This is a genomic window from Streptomyces sp. NPDC055400, assembly GCF_053644375.1.
Map to the genome: position 1 here is coordinate 189,178 of NZ_JBSHLM010000011.1, position 1,240 is coordinate 190,417.

Annotated in this window: 1 protein-coding gene; it reads left to right on the forward strand. The window is 70.0% G+C overall.

From position 1 onward, the window contains the following. The first annotated feature begins 71 nt into the window (after positions 1–71). The gene (locus ACWIGU_RS28195) at positions 72–896 is read left to right on the forward strand and encodes a DUF6039 family protein (protein WP_454404492.1); all 825 of its coding nucleotides are present in this window, start codon (positions 72–74) and stop codon (positions 894–896) included. Positions 897–1,240: the final 344 nt, after the last annotated feature.

Below are 1,240 nucleotides of genomic sequence, written 5' to 3' on the forward strand. Positions count from 1 at the left end.
CGCGCGCCGCCCGGCAGCGGCGGAGACGGCGGGCGGCACACGTAATCGATCCACCGAACCCTGGAGCCATCATGACCACCCTGACCTTCCACTCGACCAACTCCGGTGTGATCGTGGAGCGCACCGCCCAGCTCAAGCAGGCCCATCGGGCCGAGGGACGCCGGATCGCCCTGGAGCAGGCCGCGTACCTCAACGACAAGTTCGCGGGGCAGACCACGGTCACCGTGCACGAGGAGACCTTCGGCGTCCGGGACCGGCTGCACTGGCTGGTCCACCTGCCCAAGCTCGGCGGCCACCGCGAGATCTCCCGGCTGCTCGACGGCGACGAGGGGCCGGCCGCGGACGCCGACTGGCACGGCATGTTCGTCGACGGCTCGTTCTCGGAGACGGCGCTGATCCCGCAGCACTGGGGCATGTACGGCACCGACGAGGCGCTGCCCGAGGGCACCGTCATCGACGCCGCCGCGCCCGACCTGCGCGTCCCGCCGGCCCAGCGGCAGACCTCGATGAGCCCGGAGCGCACCCTCAACTCGTCCGGCGCGGGACTGATGATCCACCGCGTCGCCCAGCCCAAGTACGCCTTCCGCGCCGAGGCCAGGCTCTTCGCCCGCCGCATCACCGAGTCGATCAACACCAGGCTGCCCGGGATCGCGTCGTCGTTCCTGTACGAGGAGGCCTTCGGCCCGGCCGACCGGGTGCACTGGCTCATCCACATGAAGTCCGAGGACACCTACTACGACCTGATCGACATGCACATGCGCATGGACGACGCGACCCGCGCGATCTATCTGGACGAGATCATCGCGCCGGAGAAGGGCGGCGGCACCTGGAACCGGCTGTTCGTCGAGGAGAGCATGGGCGACATCGCCTTCTCCCCGGTGCCGGACGCCCGCTAGGGCCTGTCTTCACATTCCCGTCGTCCGCCCGGAGGGCGGGCCCAGCGGCGTCTGGTGCGTGCAGCTGCAAGGCGGAGGAGGGCGTCGACGCGATGGGGGTCCCCCCTGCTCGAGCGAAGCCGAGAGCTTGGGGGAGTCGGCAACCGACGACAACGCCGCAGATGTGCGTGCCAGACGCCGCTGGGCAGGCGGGAATGTGAAGACAGGCGCTAGAGAAACGCTCGCTTCGCCGCCTCACCGCCTCGCCACCCGCGGGCCTGCTCACTTCTGAGCAGGCCCGCGGGTGCGCTGTTCCTAGGGTGCGACAGGTGCAGCAAGCCGGTGTCTTTCCTGGGGGAGCGGAT